This window comes from Maribacter sp. ACAM166 (assembly GCF_005771495.1).
Taxonomy (GTDB): Bacteria; Bacteroidota; Bacteroidia; order Flavobacteriales; family Flavobacteriaceae; genus Maribacter.
Window position 1 is genome coordinate 273142 of record NZ_VAUW01000002.1, and the last position, 19444, is coordinate 292585.

General features: G+C 36.8%; 20 protein-coding genes. 15 read left to right on the forward strand and 5 right to left on the reverse strand.

Annotated features, from left to right (window positions below):
- The first annotated feature begins 136 nt into the window (after positions 1-136).
- The 12 genes from ES765_RS22545 (at position 137) to ES765_RS02610 (ending at position 10897) form a co-directional block, all read left to right on the forward strand.
- The gene (locus ES765_RS22545; protein ID WP_262710651.1) at positions 137-265 is read left to right on the forward strand and encodes a hypothetical protein; all 129 of its coding nucleotides are present in this window, start codon (positions 137-139) and stop codon (positions 263-265) included.
- Between the two features lie 240 nt (positions 266-505).
- A complete protein-coding gene (locus ES765_RS22550; RefSeq protein WP_262710652.1) occupies positions 506-628 on the forward strand; it encodes a hypothetical protein in 123 nt (40 codons plus the stop codon).
- Between the two features lie 453 nt (positions 629-1081).
- Entirely contained in the window at positions 1082-1468 is a 387-nt protein-coding gene (locus ES765_RS02560; protein WP_262710653.1) for an outer membrane beta-barrel family protein, read from the forward strand.
- A gap of 187 nt (positions 1469-1655) precedes the next feature.
- On the forward strand, positions 1656-2744 hold the full coding sequence (locus ES765_RS02565) for a sensor histidine kinase (RefSeq protein WP_138111027.1): 1089 nt from the start codon (positions 1656-1658) through the stop codon (positions 2742-2744).
- Positions 2745-2746: 2 nt separating this feature from the next.
- The gene (locus ES765_RS02570) at positions 2747-4072 is read left to right on the forward strand and encodes a sigma-54-dependent transcriptional regulator (protein WP_138111028.1); all 1326 of its coding nucleotides are present in this window, start codon (positions 2747-2749) and stop codon (positions 4070-4072) included.
- A gap of 273 nt (positions 4073-4345) precedes the next feature.
- On the forward strand, positions 4346-4834 hold the full coding sequence (locus ES765_RS02575) for a GreA/GreB family elongation factor (protein ID WP_138111029.1): 489 nt from the start codon (positions 4346-4348) through the stop codon (positions 4832-4834).
- Between the two features lie 2 nt (positions 4835-4836).
- Entirely contained in the window at positions 4837-5199 is a 363-nt protein-coding gene (locus ES765_RS02580; protein ID WP_138111030.1) for a hypothetical protein, read from the forward strand.
- A 308-nt stretch (positions 5200-5507) separates the two neighbouring features.
- On the forward strand, positions 5508-6800 hold the full coding sequence (locus ES765_RS02590; RefSeq protein WP_138111032.1) for a Glu/Leu/Phe/Val family dehydrogenase: 1293 nt from the start codon (positions 5508-5510) through the stop codon (positions 6798-6800).
- Between the two features lie 169 nt (positions 6801-6969).
- A complete protein-coding gene (locus ES765_RS02595) occupies positions 6970-7389 on the forward strand; it encodes a GreA/GreB family elongation factor (RefSeq protein ID WP_138111033.1) in 420 nt (139 codons plus the stop codon).
- The gene (locus tag ES765_RS02600) at positions 7386-7769 is read left to right on the forward strand and encodes a hypothetical protein (RefSeq protein ID WP_138111034.1); all 384 of its coding nucleotides are present in this window, start codon (positions 7386-7388) and stop codon (positions 7767-7769) included. Before ES765_RS02595 ends, ES765_RS02600 begins: the two co-directional genes overlap by 4 nt.
- A gap of 49 nt (positions 7770-7818) precedes the next feature.
- Positions 7819-8679 carry a universal stress protein gene (locus tag ES765_RS02605; protein ID WP_138111035.1) on the forward strand — a complete coding sequence of 287 codons (861 nt, stop codon included), beginning with the start codon at positions 7819-7821 and terminating at the stop codon, positions 8677-8679.
- A gap of 331 nt (positions 8680-9010) precedes the next feature.
- Entirely contained in the window at positions 9011-10897 is a 1887-nt protein-coding gene (locus ES765_RS02610; protein WP_138111036.1) for a hypothetical protein, read from the forward strand.
- 1940 nt (positions 10898-12837) lie between these two features.
- On the opposite strand, the gene ES765_RS02615 is transcribed toward ES765_RS02610, so the two are convergent.
- Entirely contained in the window at positions 12838-13563 is a 726-nt protein-coding gene (locus tag ES765_RS02615; protein WP_317131386.1) for a metal-dependent transcriptional regulator, read from the reverse strand.
- A gap of 196 nt (positions 13564-13759) precedes the next feature.
- Between ES765_RS02615 and ES765_RS02620 the strand changes: the two genes are divergently transcribed.
- The 3 genes from ES765_RS02620 to ES765_RS02630 are packed head-to-tail and all read left to right on the forward strand — an operon-like array spanning position 13760 to position 15307.
- Positions 13760-14362 carry a superoxide dismutase gene (locus tag ES765_RS02620; RefSeq protein WP_138111037.1) on the forward strand — a complete coding sequence of 201 codons (603 nt, stop codon included), beginning with the start codon at positions 13760-13762 and terminating at the stop codon, positions 14360-14362.
- On the forward strand, positions 14359-14799 hold the full coding sequence (locus tag ES765_RS02625; RefSeq protein WP_138111038.1) for a tetratricopeptide repeat protein: 441 nt from the start codon (positions 14359-14361) through the stop codon (positions 14797-14799). Before ES765_RS02620 ends, ES765_RS02625 begins: the two co-directional genes overlap by 4 nt.
- Before the next feature lie 31 nt (positions 14800-14830).
- Positions 14831-15307, forward strand: coding sequence for a BT0820 family HAD-type phosphatase (locus ES765_RS02630; protein ID WP_212744197.1), 477 nt, complete (start codon positions 14831-14833; stop codon positions 15305-15307).
- A 116-nt stretch (positions 15308-15423) separates the two neighbouring features.
- On the opposite strand, the gene ES765_RS02635 is transcribed toward ES765_RS02630, so the two are convergent.
- From ES765_RS02635 to ES765_RS02650, 4 genes are all read right to left on the reverse strand, one after another.
- Complete coding sequence (locus ES765_RS02635) at positions 15424-16584, reverse strand: metal ABC transporter permease (RefSeq protein WP_138111039.1); 1161 nt, start codon at positions 16582-16584, stop codon at positions 15424-15426.
- Positions 16577-17692 carry a metal ABC transporter permease gene (locus ES765_RS02640; protein ID WP_138111040.1) on the reverse strand — a complete coding sequence of 372 codons (1116 nt, stop codon included), beginning with the start codon at positions 17690-17692 and terminating at the stop codon, positions 16577-16579. The genes ES765_RS02635 and ES765_RS02640 overlap by 8 nt, the downstream gene beginning before the upstream one ends.
- A 4-nt stretch (positions 17693-17696) precedes the next feature.
- Complete coding sequence (locus ES765_RS02645) at positions 17697-18437, reverse strand: metal ABC transporter ATP-binding protein (RefSeq protein WP_138111041.1); 741 nt, start codon at positions 18435-18437, stop codon at positions 17697-17699.
- Positions 18438-18502: 65 nt separating this feature from the next.
- Positions 18503-19414 (reverse strand): metal ABC transporter solute-binding protein, Zn/Mn family, encoded by a 912-nt coding sequence (locus tag ES765_RS02650; RefSeq protein ID WP_138111042.1) that lies wholly within the window; start codon positions 19412-19414, stop codon positions 18503-18505.
- Between the last annotated feature and the right edge of the window lie 30 nt (positions 19415-19444).

Consider the following 19444-nt stretch of genomic DNA (forward strand, 5'->3'; position numbering starts at 1 on the left):
TAATTTACTAGTTTAAAAAAAATTGAGATCATACTATACAAAGGTAATTTTAGACGTTGGTCGATTTATCGTCTTATTTCACAGCACGTTAGCGCATATCTCACTATATTGAGTATAGAACTATAGAATTATGATTATGGAACAAGAACTTTCTTCAGGAGTTAAAATGCTCAATGGCTTTCTAAAATTAATGATTGCTTGCTTAATAGCCATTTTAATTGCAATACCTCTTGCGGGTATTGCTGATTGGTTAGGATTGATTTAATATTTTACATCAACACCTTTACTTAAAAATTATAGGGAACTCACGTTACCCTATATAATGAACATTGTCTAAATACCGACTTAATTACATCGTTTTTCGATGAACTACGTTATTTACCTATTACACACAACAATAAAGTTGGTTTTAACAACATGTTTATAGGCGTTAACAACTTTTTTTAATTTTTTGTTATAATTAACAGCTAGCTTTAAAATATATAACTTTAAAGTAGGTAATGTTATGAACCATTTATCATTTAAAACGGGGGTAGATTCTTATCTATCTGTATTAATTATTGCAATGAACGCCTTTTTAGCGGTCGTTGCAGTAGGAACTTTATTGGCCCTTATAGGGATTGTTTAACTTTTTAACCATGCCCATATAGTTAAAAAAAATACTTAAAAGAAAACCCCTTATATAAGGGGTTTTCTTTTAAGTATTTTTAGTTCAGAACCTCAATATTAAGAGGCTCGCTCATTTCAAATCCTAAAACTAGAAACTTAAATCGTTTTGATTAATTTTTCATATTTCTAATTCTTAACACTTATAAAGTGCATAAAAGTCCTTATTTAATACAGAGTATGAATCTAGCATATTACCCGTGCTCAATTACACCAAAAACTACTGACTAACAAGTATCATTTGTATATCATTTTTCATATCCGTTTAATTACCCATCTCTTAGAGTTCGCCACAAAACTCCACTCGTTAAATGACCAAAACTTATATCAACAGTTTTGGACAAAGTGACAAGACAAGACATTTTTTAACCTTATTCTTGGCACAGACTACCATATTAATGATCTGGATGTTCTTATCCTTTCGGCAAATTTTGATGGCAACTCCTTTGATTTAAAGGGCTATCAGTGGTCAACAATACCTACAAGTAAGCTAAAATTACATGCAGATATAGATTTAGAATTTATCGGGAATTATCAATCCGCCAATAGAATCTTACAACAAGAAATTACCGAAAACTTATTTATGAATTTTGATGTACGAAAGAAAATATTAAAGGGAAAAACATTTTTTAATCTGAGAATTCGTGATGTATTTGGATCTCGAATTCGAGAAAGCATTTCTAATCAACCTACTTTAAATTTAAAAGATTTGAGCCAACAAGGTGGCTTTGTAACCTTAGGTATAAGTTTTGGTTTCGGTAAAAGGGAGGCGATGGAATTCTCAGGACAAAAACGGTTTTAGGAAAAAACTCGTTTTAACAGGCATTAAAAGAAATTGGTTTTGGGCAAAAAATAGAATCAGGAGTTCTCGAGTTAGTAAAACTCCCCCTACTTGTTCGAACTTCTAAATGCAGGAATATGTTTTCATTGTGAAATTTCTATTCTAACTAAATATTTAGGAACTTCACCAATTCAATTCCAATATTGAAATGACAAGCATTGAAGCAAAACTAAAAGAACGTATTAAGGAACTCACATGTCTCTATGAAGTTACTTCGATAATCGTAAATTCCGATTATAGTCAATTAGAAACTTCACTTGAAGCGGTTACGTTTTGCTTAAAAAAAGCATGGCAATTTGAAGTTGATACCGAAGTGCTTTTAAAAACTGGTGACTATCACATTGAAACAGAAGGATATCTATCTGAAATGATTTTTATGAAATCTGATATCAGAGTATTTAACCAATCGAGCGGCTTTATACAAGTTGGGTATCCAAAGGATAAATATGAGCAATCCTCCTTTTTAGAAGAAGAGAAACAATTACTTCAAAATGCTGCCTTGGCCGTAGGTAATTTACTAGAAAGAAAACAGGTACATGATAGTGAAGCTGCTATTAAACGACAGGTAGAACGTACTGATAGACTTCATATCTTAGGAGAAATAACGGCTGGCATCGCACATGAAATAAATACGCCACTTGCAAATATTTTAGGTTTCACCGAACTTTTAAAAGAACGAGTAACCGACCCAGATGCCTTACGAGATTTAAATAAAATTGTGGATAATGCTATCTTTAGTAGCGAAGTGGTCAAGAAACTAATGTTCTTTGCGTGCGAGATGCCACAGCAAATGAAGGTAGTACAAGTGATACCGTTAGTGGAAAATGTATTGAAATTACTCGGACCTTCCTTACTGACTAAAAGCATTAAACTAACAAAGTCTTTTAGCGATGATACGATAGAGTTACGTGCCGATAACGTACAATTAACCCAAGTACTTTTCAACTTAATTATGAATGCTATTTACTTTTCATCTAAAGGTGGAGGTATTCATATTGATATCCATAAAAACGAAAAAAACATACAGTTTCGCATCTCAGATGAAGGTTTGGGTATAGATCCCAAAAACGATGATAAAGTTTTTGAACCTTTCTTCACCACCAAACCATTGGGAGAAGGCTCTGGGTTAGGCTTAAGTGTAGTGCATGGTATTATTAATAGCCACAAGGGTACAATTACCCATAGTGTTAATAATCCAAAAGGAACTGTTTTTACTATTGATTTTCCTAAATTATAGCAATGGGACTGCGAAAAGAAAACATACTGCTAGTCGATGACGATATCGATATTTTAGAACTGTTGCAGCGTCATCTGCAATCCATGGATTATCATACGTACAGGGCCGTATCGGTCAAGCAAGCCTTGTACATTTTGAAGGACACCTTCATTGATCTTCTGATTACCGATATACAAATGCCCGAAGTAGACGGGTTACAATTGGTGAAATTCGCCGATGAACATTACCCTGAAATGCCTAAATTGGTCATTACTGGTTACCCATCTGTAAGTGGTGCTTTAGAGGTCTTCAAATCTGGAGCTACCGATTACTTGACCAAGCCCTTTACAAAAGACGAGTTAAAACAGGCTGTAGAAAAGTCCCTTGAAAGTAATCCAGCACAAAAAACACAGAAACTCGCATCTGTTGTTCGTAAAAACAATGGCTATGCAGACATGATAGGCACCTCGAAAGCATTTCAAAAGATTACGGACATTATCGATAGGGTCAAGAATAATAAGGCCACGGTATTAATCCAAGGTGAAAGTGGTACTGGTAAGGAATTGGTTGCACGAGCCATTCATTACTCGGGAGAATTTTCACGAGCACCATTTATAGCAGTTAACTGCGGAGCCATTCCCGAAAATTTATTGGAAGCAGAACTTTTTGGTTACATCAAAGGTGCATTTACCGGCGCCAACGAAAACCGTAATGGCTTCTTTCAGGCTGCTATTGGTGGCACGCTCTTTTTGGATGAAATTGGTATAGCACCTCTTTCCGTGCAAACAAAATTACTACGCGCCATTCAGGAAAAGGAAATCACCAAGGTAGGCTCACGTAAAGCAGAAAAGGTAGACATTCGCATTATCGCTGCCACCAATAGTAACCTATTGGAAGCTATAGCTAAAAAGGATTTTCGTGAAGATCTTTATTATCGTTTAACTGTTGTTGAACTTAACGTTCCTCCTTTAAGGGAACGTAAGTCTGACATTCCTTTATTGGTCGATAAATTCGTTCAGAAATATGGTATCGAATATAAAGACCGCTTAATGAGAATTTCGCCCGATGCTCTGCAAGTATTGCAACGCTATCATTGGCCAGGTAATATTCGAGAATTGGAAAATTTAATCCAACGCGCGATTATAATGTGCGATGGCACTATTCAAGTTAAAGACCTCCCCGACAACCTGAAATTCCAAATTGATTTCCCCGAGGCTGGTTTCCTTCCACTTCGTGAAATGGAAAAAGAATATACAAAACGTGTGCTTGCATATGTCGGTGGCAATAAGACCAAAGCTGCTGAAATACTTCAGATAGATCGGAAAACCCTAAGAGATAAGTTGAACTAACTGGTTCAAAACTCCCCGCCTGAGTATATTTTACTCGATTTATTTTTACTTCTTCTTCTTTAATATAATATTAATCTTTTGATTTTCAGTAAGTTGATATTTTTTGGCATGTTCTTTAATTTCTTAGGCATACCAATTGCTCTTATATGAAAAGTAATAAGGGTATTAAATACTTTTATTTTTCAACTCTATCCAAATTGCTGAAAGTCGTAACAGAAAGTATAATGATTGGATTAATGCAAGAGAGAGTAATAATCCAAAAAACAAAGAGCTATGAAATACGGAAGTCTGGTATTGGAAAAAAAAGATTTTGTGATGATAAAAAGATATCAACTCTTAACCAACTATATCGAAGATTATGCCCACAAAGATGCATTGGACAATCTTAAGGAGAATATGTCGAACGCCCTCATCTACGATTTGGAAGACATGCCCGATGATATTATTAGAATGTATTCTTATGTTACCTTAAGTTATGAATCGGGTTGGAGCGAAAATTTTCAATTGGTTCCACCCTATGAGAACGACATTAAAAACGACAAAATTTCGGTTCAGAGTACGTTAGGTGCATCGATTATCGGCCTTTCGGAAGGAGACACCCTAAAATACGGACTTCCTGTATACATAATCGCCTTAACAGTTCAAAAAGTGAAACAAAGCGAACAATACTTTAAGGTAGTTATCCCCGAAAAAACTTTCAAAGACGTTCTTCCAAAACATAATAATAATAATAATAATAATTTAATATCTCAAAATTCATAAATATGTTTAAATACATAATCACAGTGTTGTTTTCGGCAAGTATACTGACTGCTCAATCTAGTACAGATGAAGTTCAAAATTTAGTTAAAGTCGGAGATATTTATGAAATAGGCAGACCTGAGGCAAATCAATATAAGCATATCAACTTTCCAAGAGCAAATTTCATTATTAAGAAAGGTGGCATTGCTAATTATAAAAAGGTAGAGGGAAATATGGTCATAATTACCTCAGTTAAAGAACAGAAAGACGGCACGACCAGAATTAAAATAAAACGCACCAATGGGACCCGCTTTTTTGGCACACACCCATCAGTAACTGCAAATTTCTCAGAGGCTGTTTCCTCTAGAGAACTACTATCAAAATAATTCAATTTAGTTAATCTATCTGCCCGGCTTTCGGAAAATTTGTTTTTTTCTAATAGCTACGCATAAGTCGGGCAGATTTTTATAACTCAAACAACAGCAAATTATGAAACATCAATATTACAGGAGCATTTGCTCTACGTGTAGTTACTTATCCCTTTGCAGTTTGACTAGGGACAAGAGTAACATTCATTGTTGTAGCGAGTATGAACATTATTTACAACATTCGCAAGAAAAAAATAATGCAAGAAAATTACTACTACAGCATACACCTAATGAAAATAACAGACAATTAGTTTTAAAATAAACGAATGGTAACAAATACACAAAAACAAAAGAAAGCACTAAAACAGGGCATGTTGGATAACGTCATGCGCCAGTTCGATAATGCGGCCGATATTATTGGACTTAACCCTAATATTAGAAAAATTCTCGAAGTAACTAACAACGAACTAGTCGTGCATTTTCCGGCACGGATGGACAATGGTGAGGTGGAAGTGTTCACGGGCTATAGAGTTCAACACAACAATTCTTTAGGGCCTTACAAAGGAGGGTTGCGCTACCACCCAACGGTAGATATTGATGCTGCAAGAGCATTAGCAATGTGGATGACCTGGAAAACTGCGTTAGCAGGCCTACCTTACGGAGGGGCGAAAGGAGGCATACAGCTAGATCCTAAAAAATATTCACTAGCCGAATTGGAGCGTATCACCCGAAGATTTACATATGCCTTGGGCGATAATATCGGGCCTGAGTTAGATATCCCGGCTCCAGATGTAAATACGAATTCACAGACCATGGCTTGGATTTTAGACACTTATATGTCTACCAAATCTCCGTCAGAGCGTTCTAAAAATATGCATGTCGTAACCGGTAAACCTGTAGGCGCAGGAGGTTCTGAAGGTAGAGACCGAGCAACAGGTTATGGCGTTTTTCTGACCATAAAATTTTGGGCGGAAAAGAAAAATGTTACCCTGAAAGACAAAAAATTTATCGTGCAAGGTTTTGGTAACGTAGGTTATTGGACTGCTCATTTTCTAGAAAAAGAAGGAGCTAAACTAACTGCTGTACAAGATGCCTACGGTAGTATCATCAATGAAAACGGAATACCTGTAGAAAAATTATTAGAATATTCCCAAGCTAACAAAGGAAGTATTTTAGGGTTTAGCGCTGCGCAATCTATCGACAATTCAGAATTTTTCGGATTGGATTGTGACATTATTATTCCTGCGGCATTAGGTAACCAAATAACCTCCATAAATGCTCCCCGTATAAAAGCATACCTCATTGCTGAAGGCGCCAATGGCCCTACCGATGTGGAAGCTGAAGAAGTCTTGTTAAAGAAAGGAATAGATATCATTCCAGATATTCTTTGCAATTCAGGTGGTGTAATCGGTAGTTATTTCGAATGGCTTCAGAACCGTAACGGCGAAATATGGCAGTTAGATGAGGTGATGCAAAAATTAGAAAAGAAGCTAAAAGAATCTTTTGTAAAAGTTATGAATACCTCAACAGATAGAAATGTTGATATGCGTACCGCAGCCTTTATTATAGCAATCGAACGACTTGAGGAAGCCTATGTACAACGCGGAATATTTCCTTGAAAAATATTAAGAGTTAAAAAATAATACTAAAAAAATTGAGGATTTTTGGCCCTTTAAAAAGGCTGATGGGGTAGTTGATACTAGTATTAAGATCAAACCATCCCTTTTTCACAAGCAAATCCCTCTCTTCTCTGCCTCTTATAAATGAGAGCAGCTAAAAAATAAAATAATGAAATACGAGAAACTAATTATAGAAAAAAAGGAGTATGTACTCTTAAAACGTTTTATGAACCTATCGGGATATTATAAGGATGAGACCTTACGTAAATCGGTTAAAAAATTATTAGGCGAATTGGAGTCAGCTGAAATATTAGATGTAGCCGATATGCCAAAAGATGTTATTCGGTTCAATACTATGATTACCATCGTTTCTGAAAATGGTTGGCATAAAAAATTTACGTTGGTAATGCCCAATGAAAGCGATATGAAAAATTACAAAATATCTATTCTCACACCAATGGGTGCAGCCGTTATGGGATATGCCGAAGGCGATTCCATAATATGGGAATTTCCATCAGGAGAACAAAAATTGACCATTGAAAAAGTAGAACAGGAGAATAAATACCTCAATGCAAACATCGTATTATGAACGATACAAAATTATTTTACAGTCATGAACCCGATAGCAATATCATGATTAAAAAAGATCGGGCCGAAGTCAATAATTGGACAGAAGATTTGGAATATATCAATGAAGAGCTTGAATATTTGTTGGATATCGAAAAGCGAATGCTAAACAATCAACAGCTGCAAGACCTACAGAGAGAAAACCAGCTAATATTAGGCGTACTATATAAGTATGAAAGCACCATTCAAAAAGCTATAGAATGTGATACTATCGAATGTGATGCTTTCTATTTACACAAGCATGAAAAAACTCGAAACATTTATATCGAACATGTAAAAAAATACAAGACTGCTAAATTAAAAGTGCTTTCAAAAATATTGTCAACCATAAAAGGTAAATAAAACTGAGAATAAAATAACAAGTAGAAATCAACATCTAAAATTCAACATCATGAGAAAGAAGCTATTATTGCCTACCGATTTTTCAAAAAATTCATGGAATGCCATTCAATACGCTATCAATCTCTATGTGAATCATGAATGTGATTTTTATATTTTAAACACCTATTCAAAAGAAGTACATGGCCTTGATAATATTACGTTATTAGACCCCGATGAGGCGTTTAATAAATTTTCAGAAAAGCGTTCGAAGCAAGGGTTAGGCGATATCTTGGTCAAGTTGACTTTTGAAAACGACAACCCGAACCATCGGTTTCATATGCTTTCTCGTTCTACACTATATATAGATACCGTCAAAGATGTAGTAGAAAGTTTGCAGATTAATATGATTATCATGGGCGCTAAGGGCATGAACAATGAAAGTAAGGATAACTATGGAAAAAACACCCTAGCTGTAATTGAGAACATACGTATGTGTCCTGTTTTGGTGATACCCAGAAACGTAAGCTTTAATATGCCCGAAGAAATCGTTTTAACTACTGACTTCAAAACCAGTTTCAAGGCTTCGGAAATTAAACATCTAGCTGAAATCGCCAAGCTAAGCAATGCAAACGTACAGGTTTTGAGCCTAACCGACAATAGCGACTTGAGCCTAAGACAGAAAAAAAATAAAATGCGGTTATGCAAACACCTTAAAGGAGTAGACCATAGTTTCAATGTGGTGCACAATGTGCAAATGCAGACCGCTTTAAGCTGCTTTGTCGAAATTCGGCATAGCAATATGATTAGTTACATCGACAAAAAACCATCCTTTTGGGAACAGATGGGATTCGGCAAACGAACCTTATGCAAGTTGGGTTATTTTAAAGATGTCCCTGTATTGGCATTACATGGAGGAGGAATTAAAAAGTAAGGATTTAAAAATCACAACTGTTGGTATAAATAACAGTAATTTATTAATTAATCGCCACAATTAAATGGGGGCTATGGCGATGGAGGCAGAAAGGCTCCCTATATCGAAGACACTGAAAAACTACTATGTTTTCTAGTTGGTTCGTAAGGTTCATTATCATAAAATTTAGAGGGGTATTGAATTAAGTGTTAACAACAACATTTATCTAGTACACCCTGTAAAGCATTCCATTAACAACAATTAAATTTCAATCTCTACAAAATCTTATAGATTAGGTTTAAAAAAGTAGTTCAGGCTTTTACAAGTCTGATTTTTCAAAATATTACATAGATTGAGGTATACTACATCAATAAAATTATTTCTGATTATTCCGATTATCTCTTTTATTCTTTTATTCAGACCTGTTGTTTCCCATGATATGGCCATTTCCAAGCAAAAAAACCCTAATCTACCGATAAACACCAGCTATTTTCAACCTTTTGTGGATACCGATGGTGATGGACTAGGTGATGATATTGACGAGGACGATGATAATGATGGTATTCCAGATCTCTATGAAGATGGTTGTGAAATGAATATAGCATTCAGCTCCCCTCCTTCAAGTTTAACTTCAACAAATTATGTTACTTCCGTTTACACAAACTACAGTAGTTTTTGGGCTTCATCTGTAGGATCGCTCAATCCAAAGGCTTATGATAATGTCTCTGAACTTTTGGCATTTAAAGTGGGCAGTGAAACATATGCTACAGGCGTTGGAGCAAGTGCAATGATAGACAGTAATAGTAACGGACTGTATGATTCTATGGACACTGATGGTAACGGCACGGGAGATGTTACCGTAGCGGAAACCTCTTGGACTGCATTGAGACCAGTGACAAAAATTAAGTCAGGGATACGTTTAGAAGGAAGGGCTATAGATGGAAACAACGGAAATGCGGTGGGGCCACAACTTACATCAGGCGGAATTCCGTTTAATCCATATCTTTATGAAGGGCAAAGAGGACTCGACATGGGTTATGCCATTGCGAACATTAACAATGCATGGTACTTCCGTTTAGGAGGAGTAAATACACCTGCCTACGGAGATGGAGAAATGGATATTTTATTAACACAGGGCGCACAATTGGGAGGTGGTTACAATTACAACAGGTTGCACCTGCTTGATGAAGATGGTAATTATCTGGGCAATGGTGTTGAAGTCAATTGGAATAACACTCCTGTAGTAGGTAACTCTCATGTAGATCAATACAATACAGATGATTCCACTAGTGGTAAAAATGTCAAAAAGAATATTCGTCTTGCAGCGGTGGAACTATCAGAGTTTGGACTTACTCCAGCAGAGAGAGCCAAAGCGGTAATATTTCGTCTTGAAATTTCAGCAAATGCAGATCCTATATTTTTCGTAGTGAACGATAATAGCCTTATTACTAATTGTACTCCGCAAGATACTGATGGGGATGGGCTAGCAAACAGTCTAGATCTAGATAGTGATAATGATGGTATCTATGATGGTATTGAAGCTGGCCATGGGGTAACACTTGTAGCAGGCAAATTAACCGGACCCGTTGGTGCCGATGGCATAGCTGATGTTGTACAGGCTGTTGGACAGTATGACAATGGAACTATAAATTACGAAATCAAGGACTCTAATAACGATAATACACTTGACTTTTTATCATCTGATAGCGATTCTGACGGATGTAGTGATGTTCTGGAAGCAGGTTTCTTAGATGGAGATAATGATGGATATTTAGGAACTTCACTAATCATGACAAATTCTTGGGGAGTGGTTACTGGTCAAGGTGGCTATACCAATCCAATGGATGGTGATAATAATACCGTACCAGATTATCAAGAGTTTAGTTCAGCACCCAATATTTCAGTGGCCCCTCAGGATACATTGATTTTTGACGGCAATTCTGGCAATATTTCCATCACAGCATCAAATACTAGCCAATATCAATGGCAAATAAGTACTGATGGAGGTATGAATTTTTCAAATATGGTAGATTCTGCCAATTATTTAGGAACCGAGACAGCTACTTTAAGTGTTCATGATACCAACTTGGGCTTTGACGGACTATTATTCCGGGTAATACTAATAAATGAGGGATATGTCTGCTCCTCTCCCATTACATCTGAAGTAGTACAATTAAATATTAGAGTAAAAAAAGTGATTACCAACAGAAAAATAACATATAGAATCCATAAAGTATAAACCGAATTAGTATATAAAATATATCGAATTTAGAAAATCGACTTACATTATATAACTTATGTTAAAAATTGTAAATCAATACATTAACTTATAAATAAAGAGAGGTTAGACCATAAAATCATTATAATATTTTACATTGCATTTCATTATAATTTCAATTGAAAGGTACTTCAATTTTTTTATCGTTTCTTTTTTAATTAAGATATCATAAAATAACCTCAAGCCAGAATGGGCTTGGGTATATGGCCTTTGATAAATAAGAAAGTCTATAATTCCATTCTCTCTATTCGCAAAATAAAGATGATTGTAATCCTTTCCCTGAATTGTATACCGTAAGTTAATGCAATTGTCTTTTGGAGTGGTTTCCTTTGGTGATTTCTGCCAATACCTTGAGCTTAAAGCTTTCGCTATAACGTCTCACATATACATTTGATTTTTGTATACATATTTCAGGACGGTTCAACATTGTTCGTTAAGGCACATAGTTTACAAAGTTAAAGTCACATGCTTTACACTAGATTCTGACTTAGTCTAATTGTCCACTTTTTTGTTTCAAGTCCAGGTAGGCAAGGTTCGAGGTGTCGGGAAGCATATGCTTTTCGTCCTATTCGCTGTTCAAAACCAATCTTCTCAGAAGCGGACTTATCACTCCCCTTTCTGAAATATCCAGATGATACGATTCGCAGATCTGCCTCAATCTATCATATTCCGTAGCGTTGAAACGGAGCATTATATTATGGTATCGCTTGTTGTATCCCAATCGTTTTCGGCCTCTTTTACGTTGTTCCATTTTCGTTGCTTTTTAGGCAAAACCACTTCACAAGAGGTAGACAATTCTAAGTAACTTAGAATACAGCTTGCTATCCGTTTCACGGATAAATAAAGAATATTACTATCTTATTATCAGTATATTAAATGATAAATACAGATTAAATCCTATGGGATTATATGGAACCAATCCGGTAATTAACTTGGTCTTATATGGTGTTTGGGAATTTTGGAGATATCCTATTTTTTTTGTGGATAGGGAAATAAAAAATCAAGGGGTTTTTCTCTCCTTGTTCTTTTGCGCGGCTACGAGGAGGTCGGGCAAAACTAGAACGAATGACTTCCAGTGCGGACCGGCGTAGCGTGTCAGCATGGGGTGGATTGGAGTGGAAGGATTGCCCGACTTACGCAGGGGCTTGGGGAATACATGTTCTGGAAAGATCCAATTTATTAGGGCTATAAAAACTTTCATCTTTATCCTTGTACTTATATATTGCTTTTGGACCAATATGGCTCTATCCGAAATAGACATTTATAACACATTAATTTACTGCGTATCAATATCTATAATTCTTCATTAATTAAGTAGTTAATTAATCGCATACCTAACTAATTATATCGGCCATACGGTAGTAAATCTACCAATATTATATATTTTCTATATTAAGGCTAGTTATTGGAGAGGGTGTGGATAGAGCTAACGGTCATTTCGTAGAATATCCTTTAGTTCAAAACCGATGGTGTCTAACAAACTACAAATGGAAAATATTCTCTTGTAAGTCGTTCAACTCGTCCGCATAGGGAGAAACCCAATTGAATGGACGACCAACTACCGAAGAGGTTTAAAAATTTATCGTTTAAATGTGCTTTTTTAAGTTCCGTAAAAGGTGAATTATTAAAAAAACCACAATTGGAACTGGGAACAACTATTTTTATAAGGTTTTTGAACACTTCCATAATACGGCCGTTTTTGAGGCCATCCAATCAGCCTAAAATTGCATGTCAAATCAAGGTCTGCAACTCTAATTATTATTTTTAAAATTTGTATTGAACCCTTTGTCTTGAAAACAAAGCACCTAAAACTTCTATTTATGATAAGATTATTTTTCAGATAATCTAATTCGAGTAGTTACTTGTTTGTATTGCATATGTAGGTGTAATCACTTTTGCCTTTATTGGCCTTTTACATAGACATATAGGTTGGAGGCTATTTTATTGGATATTTTTATCAGCTTATTCTTGATGGCTATTTCTATAGACTTGTCGAAATCTTCCTTGTAGTGCAATACGAATTTCAAACCAAGTTTAACCTGCTGTGCGTCCAGATATCTAAGGAAATTAGGAGACGAATCTTTAACACCTATAAGAATACATTTTGAACCTAAATTACACTCCGCAAGCAGATATTTATTGATTTGGGAAAGATTTCCGTTCTTATCGGGGATTGGATTACCATAAGGATTAGCTGTAGGGTAGCTTAGCAATCGGTCGATTTCATCGATAAGCTTTTCACTTTTTACGTGTTTCAATTGTTCTGCTAGTTCGTGTACCTCGCACCAATTAAAACCTAATTTTGCCGTTAAAAATGTTTCCCATAAACGATACCTTCTGATTATTGCCAAGGCGTGTTTCTCTCCAGTATCGGTCAATGTCGCCCCTTGATATTTTTGATAGTCCACAAGCTTTTTAGTCGCCAGTTTCCTAATCATAAGACTGACCGATGAGGCACTCGTTCCCATCAGTTCCGATAGTCTTTTGGTTGATGCGCCCTTTTCTAATTCTTGCTGTAAACGTAATATTTCTTTTAAGTAATTTTCTTGAGTATGTGTAAGCATATATTCTCCAATAGTATAACGACAACAAGTTACATGTTTTATAATTAAATAATTAGTTGACACTAAATATTTTTTTAATAGTAATGAATATTATATCTTTGGAGGAGTAAAAAACTTCTGCACGCCATATGGATTTTGTAATCAGTTTACTTCAAGAACATAAAAAAGAAATGGAGCGCAAGATTAAATGTGCCGATTTGTGACAAAAGCCTCTAGAGAACTGAAAATGGCCATTAAAATCTAAAAAGAGAAAGCAACTATGAACATTACCCAAGAATTACCACAACTGCCTTTTGATAAAAAAGCTTTGGCGCCACTTATTACAGAGGAAACCTTTGATTATCATTATGGCGAACACCATGCAGCCTATGTGAAAAATCTAAAAGGTATTGTACAGGATTCTTATCGTGAAGATATGTCTGTAAAAGAATTGATTTTGGAAGGGCATCAAAAACAAGAATCGGGACTCTTTAATAACGCTGCACAGCATTGGAACCACAGTTTTTTCTGGCATTGTCTTTCACCCGATGGTGGTGGCGGTCCTAATGGAAATATCAAAAATCTGATTGAACGAGACTTTCAAAGTTTCGAGCAATTTAAAGAACAATTTTCTATTACGGCTACCAAATTGTTTGGTTCTGGCTGGGCATGGCTTGCTCAAGACGACTCTGGAAAACTAGAAATCTTGCCTATGAAAGATGCTCATACCCCACTTACTGAATCTAAAACACCTATTCTTACCCTGGACGTTTGGGAACATGCCTACTATATTGATTACCGCAATTCTCGACCGAAATTTGTAGAAAGTTTTTGGGATGTCGTCAATTGGAATTTTGCTAACGAAAACGTAAATAAGCTATGAGTGAATCCTGTATAAAACATATTGAAAATGCGTGGAAAGCAAAAACCGAAACATCGAACGTTCTTTTTAAAGAGGGACACTACTCCGATGCGATGACAGGCTATATGGAAGCGCTTTATCGCGCAGAGCTACTGAACGATTATAAAAAAGAAGTGGCCCTAACCGGAATACCTTTTTTACAAATATTCGCAATTTCCTGTAATAACATTGCCTATACCTACAAGGAAATGGGGCTAGCTCATAAAGGCGAAAAAATGCTTAAAAGGGTCGTGTATTATTTATTAAGTCTTTACAAGAGTGATACAATACATAACGAGGAGCTTCAAAATGAACTTAAAAGAGCAATTTTAAACTATTCGGAATACGCAGAGAAAAATGGATTGAAAATAGAAAATGCCGATAAGCTTTTCTCTAACATACAAGAACACCTCTCTTAAACCTATTCCTTGTCACTCATGTTTAATAATAGTGAATACAAAAATAAATAATACGAGCCGTATAAACGAAGTAAAGATTATCGCCGTTGATTTTGACGGTACCATCGTAGAACACTCCTATCCCAAAATCGGAAAGCAAATGTTTTTTGCATTTGCAACCTTAAAGAAACTTCAACAAAAGGGGCATCGACTTATTCTATGGACCTACCGAGAGGGAATATTTTTAGAAGAAGCAGTAGCTTATTGTTTGAAAAACGGAGTTCATTTTTATGCTATCAACGAGAACTACCTAGGCGAAAAGTCCGGAAAGACATATAGCCGAAAGCTCAATGCTGATATATTTATCGATGATCGTAACGTGGGCGGTTTTCTAGGATGGGAACAAATCTGGCACATCCTACATCCAGAAGATGGGGAGTTTAGTCATCAATTTAAAAATGAACAAGCACATTTAAACTTCCCTCTTACAATAAAAAATTGGTTAGGATTTTTTGGGAAAAAATCTTAACAAATCCCCATTATATCCATTTATGTCCTCACTAAATATTTATACTCAAAAAATGATATTTACGGTCTACGCTCGGGAACACGTCTAGCTTTAAAAAGCTTAAATTCAAGCACTAACTATCCCCGAAACAAAAAGAAACGCTCCTTTAGTTCCTCTATAGCGGTCACTTTATTGGTTGTTATATAAAGTAAGGCTTCGTCAGTGAATTCTTGTCCCTTGTCGGTCAGGGACACAATATTATCAGAGATATAGATAAGGTTATTCTTAGATGCTAGTTCCAATACCGTTTTTGCCTGTACTTTTTGCCAGTTAATATGTTCCCGTAAGTGATTGACGTGCCGCTCTTCTGCTTCTTGATGGTTTTGAAGATGCAACAGGAATACGAGTAGCGATACTTCTTTACGCTGCTGCCTTTCCTTAAAAAACACAGAGAAAACCCCTTGTTTAGGGGCAAAAAGATACACTAAAAGAAAGACTATTCCCAGTACGGTACTCATCGATCCGGCGATAGAAGCGTCAAGAACGTTGGCCAGCCAGTACCCGGCAATTGCAGCAAAGATTCCGAAGCAACAGCTTAAGAAAAGCATATGTTTTAAGTTATCGGTAAGCAGGTAAGCGGTTGCGGCAGGGGCAATAATAAGAGCTACGACAAGTACCGCACCAACTGCATCAAACGCACCAACGACAGTGACCGAGGAAATTGTCATAAGCCCATAATGTAATATTGCTGGCGAAAAGCCTAAGGTAGCGGCAAGTCCCTTATCAAATGTGCTCAACTTAAGCTCTTTGAAAAATAGCAGGAGTAAGGTTAAAGTAATTAGCAATATTGACCCGATGACCCATAAAGATTTAGGTCCAATATCCATACCGTCAACTACAAGCCGATCAAAAGGCGCAAAGGCCAGCTCCCCTAACAGTACGGCATCAATGTCTAGATGTACATCATTTGCATTTTTAGCGATAAGAATAACCCCAATACTAAAAAGCGCTGGGAACACTAGTCCAATAGCGGTATCTTCTTTTACAAGACCGGTCTTTTGGATAAATTCTACCAAAATGACCGTGATAACACCTGTAAGCGCAGCCAACAGAATCAATAAAGGTGAGTTAAGATCTTGGGTAATAAAGAAGCCCAATACAATGCCTGGAAGGATGGAATGGCTGATGGCATCACTGATCATCGCCATTTTCCGAAGCACCAAAAACGTTCCAGGTATGGCACAGGCTATGGCTACTATTGCCCCTATTAGTTGTATTTCGAGCTGTGCACTAGTCATTTTCGCTGCCTAATTGATTATAAATGGATTCTGCTTCATCATATCCCTCTTGAGTCATGGCCCACTGGTTACCTTCGATTCTTACGAACTTTTTATCTTCAAGCTTATTCAGAGTTTTACGCGTAAAACCTTGAAAATTATTTAGAATACGGATTGCATGCGGTCTAGAGATATTTTCGTGTTCCTTAACGATGTGGTGCATAAAAGTAAGGGTCTTTTTCAAATGGAGTTCCCTGCGATTCTTTCTAAAACGTATTTTCCTGAATAACAGGCCGCGCCCAGGCGAAAAAATAAAGGAAATCAACACAAAGGTCGCAGCTACCAAAACGATGACAGGCCCTGTCGAAAGGTTATTTTGACTCGCACTGATAGCTGTACCGAAGACGCCAGAAAATGCTCCAAAGATAGATGCCAAAAAAATCATAATCCCTAAGTTGTTCGTCCATTGCCTAGCCGCTGCAGCAGGAGCTAGTAGCATAGCACTCATAAGCACAACCCCTACAGTCTGTAGCCCTAACACAATTGCCAGCACTATAAACGTAGTAATCAAAATATCTAGAAAACGAGTATTAAATCCCAACGTCTTCGTATAGTCCGCATCAAAAAGCAACAATTTTAATTCCTTCCAAAAAAGAAGTAGAACGATTAAGCTGATTCCCGTAACTGTAGCCATCACCCAAACATCTTCTTCTACTAAGGTAGCCGCTTGTCCAAAAAGGTATTTATCCAAACCGGCCTGATTGGCATTCGGCATTTTCTGAATAAACGTAAGTAACAACATCCCGAAACCGAAAAATAATGAAAGAATCAGGCCCAACGCCGTATCATTCTTTAAACGGGTACGCTTTACAATGCTCTTTATCCAAAAGGTTCCAATAAGGCCACTTATCAATGCACCTATTAAAATAATATTAGCGTCTTTTACACCTGTAATTATGAATGCTAGGGCTATACCGGGAAGCGCAGCATGCGAAATGGCGTCGCCCAAAAGGCTCTGTTTACGTAATACCGCAAAACTACCCAACATTCCACAGATAGCTCCTAGAATAGCAGTCCCTAGGGTAATCGTGCGGAGGGTATAGTCCGTAAAAAAGTCTGTTAGTTCCATTTATTTACTGATTCACGGCCACTTTGTAGTTGATGCCATAGGTTTTCGTGAGGTTATCATCATTAAAAATATCCTTGACGGGACCGGAGGCAATGCCTTTTACATTAAGGAAAGTCACCCAATCAAAATATTCGGGAACCGTTTGTAGGTCGTGGTGCACGACGATAAGCGTTTTTCCCGCTTTGCGCAGTTCTTTCAATATATTTATAATAGCCTTTTCAGTAGTAGCATCAACACCTTGAAAAGGTTCGTCCATTAGGTAAATAGCAGCATTTTGTACTAAAGCTCGTGCTAGAAATATACGTTGTTGTTGTCCTCCACTCAGCTGACTTATCTGCCGGTTTTTAAATTCGAGCATACCTACTTTCTCCAAAGCTTCCAAAGCAAGCTTTTTCTCTTTTTGACCTGGTCTTTTTATCCAGCCTAGACTTCCATACGTGCCCATCATTACCACATCGAGCGCAGTAGTGGGGAAATCCCAGTCTACACTACCTTTTTGGGGAACATAGGCTACTTTGTCCACTTGTTTTTTATACGGTTGACCAAAAACTTGTACGCTGCCCGCTATGGGTTTTATAATCCCTAAAATAGACTTGATTAGTGTCGATTTTCCAGCGCCGTTCGGCCCTACGATAGCCATCAAGACTCCTTCCGGAATAATTAGGTCTATGTCCCATAATACCGGCTTGTAATCATAGGCAACGGTAAGGTCATCGATTCGTATGGCAGGCAATCTATCTTTCATAATCTTTTACAATTAGTGCTGCTACCAGCAACTTTTAGGATTTCATTTTAAAGGCTTACCAACATTTACTTCAGCGCACCTACAATTGTTTTTACATTGTATCTGAACATCCCAATGTAAGTTCCTTCCTCGGTTCCAGCGTTACCCAGTGCATCCGAATAGAGGGTGCCCCCGATTTGAACATTATAGTTTTTTGACTGGACGGCCTTTTGCAAGGCCTCGATGGTTCTTTTAGGTACGCTGCTTTCCACAAAAACAGCCTTGACCTGTTTATCAATAATGAGCTTGGCAAGATTCTGTACATCCTGTACCCCAGCTTCCGTGGCGGTAGAAAGCCCTTGCAGTCCAACAACCTCAAAACCGTATTCCTTACCAAAATAATTAAAGGCATCATGTGCAGTTACCAGTACGCGTTTTTCTTCCGGCAATGTAGCTATGATTTCCCTTACCTCTTCTTCAAGTGTATTTAGCTTTATTAAATACGTTTTTTTGTTTTCTTCGAAGAAAGCCGCATTGTCTGGATTAAGCTTGCTTAATTTTATTGTAAGGTAATTGGTCATCTGTTTCCAATATTCTATATTGAACCAGATATGAGGATCATAATTAGATGCAAAATATTCGGAGCCTATCAAACCTTTTTTATCTAATGCCTCGGCTAGAGCGATTGTATTAATGTTGCGCCCCATTTTCTCAAAGACATCCACAAGTTTTCCCTCAAGGTGCAACCCACTGTAAAAGACAACGTCTGCACTTGATAATTTAGATACGTCACCTTCACTAGCCTTATAGAGATGTGGATCCACTCCACTTCCCATGAGTCCTTTTACATTCACAGAATCTCCACCTATATTCTTAACCAAATCGGTAATCATGCTCGTGGTAGTAACTATGTTGAGCTTGTTATCTTTAGTATTATTGCCCTTTTTACAACTTGCAAAAAGAGTTAAAAAAAGTAGGAGTAGTATGGTATGCTTCATTATAGAAATTTGGTGTTCAATTTTTTACTT

Bases quoted from the DNA above. Each gene is read 5' to 3' on its own strand.
- ES765_RS22545 (WP_262710651.1), top strand. From the start codon at position 137: ATGGAACAAGAACTTTCTTCAGGAGTTAAAATGCTCAATGGCTTTCTA.
- ES765_RS22550 (WP_262710652.1), top strand. From the start codon at position 506: ATGAACCATTTATCATTTAAAACGGGGGTAGATTCTTATCTATCTGTA.
- ES765_RS02565 (WP_138111027.1), top strand. From the start codon at position 1,656: ATGACAAGCATTGAAGCAAAACTAAAAGAACGTATTAAGGAACTCACA.
- ES765_RS02570 (WP_138111028.1), top strand. From the start codon at position 2,747: ATGGGACTGCGAAAAGAAAACATACTGCTAGTCGATGACGATATCGAT.
- ES765_RS02575 (WP_138111029.1), top strand. From the start codon at position 4,346: ATGAAATACGGAAGTCTGGTATTGGAAAAAAAAGATTTTGTGATGATA.
- ES765_RS02580 (WP_138111030.1), top strand. From the start codon at position 4,837: ATGTTTAAATACATAATCACAGTGTTGTTTTCGGCAAGTATACTGACT.
- ES765_RS02590 (WP_138111032.1), top strand. From the start codon at position 5,508: ATGGTAACAAATACACAAAAACAAAAGAAAGCACTAAAACAGGGCATG.
- ES765_RS02595 (WP_138111033.1), top strand. From the start codon at position 6,970: ATGAAATACGAGAAACTAATTATAGAAAAAAAGGAGTATGTACTCTTA.
- ES765_RS02600 (WP_138111034.1), top strand. From the start codon at position 7,386: ATGAACGATACAAAATTATTTTACAGTCATGAACCCGATAGCAATATC.
- ES765_RS02605 (WP_138111035.1), top strand. From the start codon at position 7,819: ATGAGAAAGAAGCTATTATTGCCTACCGATTTTTCAAAAAATTCATGG.
- ES765_RS02620 (WP_138111037.1), top strand. From the start codon at position 13,760: ATGAACATTACCCAAGAATTACCACAACTGCCTTTTGATAAAAAAGCT.
- ES765_RS02625 (WP_138111038.1), top strand. From the start codon at position 14,359: ATGAGTGAATCCTGTATAAAACATATTGAAAATGCGTGGAAAGCAAAA.
- ES765_RS02635 (WP_138111039.1), bottom strand. From the start codon at position 16,584: ATGACTAGTGCACAGCTCGAAATACAACTAATAGGGGCAATAGTAGCC.
- ES765_RS02640 (WP_138111040.1), bottom strand. From the start codon at position 17,692: ATGGAACTAACAGACTTTTTTACGGACTATACCCTCCGCACGATTACC.
- ES765_RS02645 (WP_138111041.1), bottom strand. From the start codon at position 18,437: ATGAAAGATAGATTGCCTGCCATACGAATCGATGACCTTACCGTTGCC.
- ES765_RS02650 (WP_138111042.1), bottom strand. From the start codon at position 19,414: ATGAAGCATACCATACTACTCCTACTTTTTTTAACTCTTTTTGCAAGT.